The 724-nt window shown below is 62.6% G+C and carries 2 protein-coding genes; both read left to right on the top strand.

What is annotated here, in order from left to right; all coding sequences use genetic code 11:
* A partial coding sequence (locus EN879_RS37835; protein ID WP_164774939.1) for a 4-hydroxythreonine-4-phosphate dehydrogenase PdxA occupies nucleotides 1-479 on the top strand: 479 nt, incomplete at its 5' end.
* Between the two features lie 41 nt (nucleotides 480-520).
* A partial coding sequence (locus EN879_RS37840) for an aldehyde dehydrogenase family protein (RefSeq protein WP_127274810.1) occupies nucleotides 521-724 on the top strand: 204 nt, incomplete at its 3' end.

A 724-nucleotide genomic window follows, 5' to 3' on the forward strand; every position in this document is an offset into this window, starting at 1 on the left:
GGGTTATCCAGCTGACGGTCGAGGCGTTGCGCGGCCTCGGCATTGCCCATCCCCGCATTGCGATCGCCGCGCTCAACCCGCACGCCGGCGAAGGCGGCATTTTCGGCCGTGAGGATATCGACATCACGACCCCGGTCGTCGCCTCCTACACGTCCGCCGATTTTGCGGTGTTTGGGCCTGTTCCGGGCGATACGGTTTTCGTCAAGTTGCGCGCCCGCCAGTATGACGCGGTGGTCGCGATGTATCACGATCAGGGCCATGTCCCGGTGAAACTGCTCGGCTTCAACATCGATCCCGCGACCGGTGAGTGGAAAGCGCTCTCTGGTGTCAATGTCACGCTCGGCCTTCCGATCATCCGCACCTCTGTCGACCACGGCACGGCCTTCGACATCGCCGGCAAGGGCATCGCCAATGAGGACAGTTTGGTCGAAGCGATCGAGTTCGCGGTCCAGATGGCCGCGGCGAAATCCAACCCTTAGGCGTCGGCACGCCTGCAACGCACGCGGAAGCGGATTGAACCATGGCAGCAGAAGACAAGAAATCCTATCTCATGTTGATCGACGGGAAGTTTGTCACCGGCGAAGCCGGCACGCGTTCGGTGATCAATCCGGCCAATGGCAAGGCCTTTGTCGACGTGCCCGAGGCAAGCCCGGATCAGGCTCGCCAGGCGATAGAGGCCGCCCGTAAGGCGCAGAAGGCTTGGGGGCTCAAAGCGCCTCTTGCC

The sequence above is a fragment of the Mesorhizobium sp. M7A.F.Ca.AU.002.02.1.1 genome (assembly GCF_003998535.1).
GTDB classification, from domain to species: Bacteria; Pseudomonadota; Alphaproteobacteria; order Rhizobiales; family Rhizobiaceae; genus Mesorhizobium; species Mesorhizobium ciceri.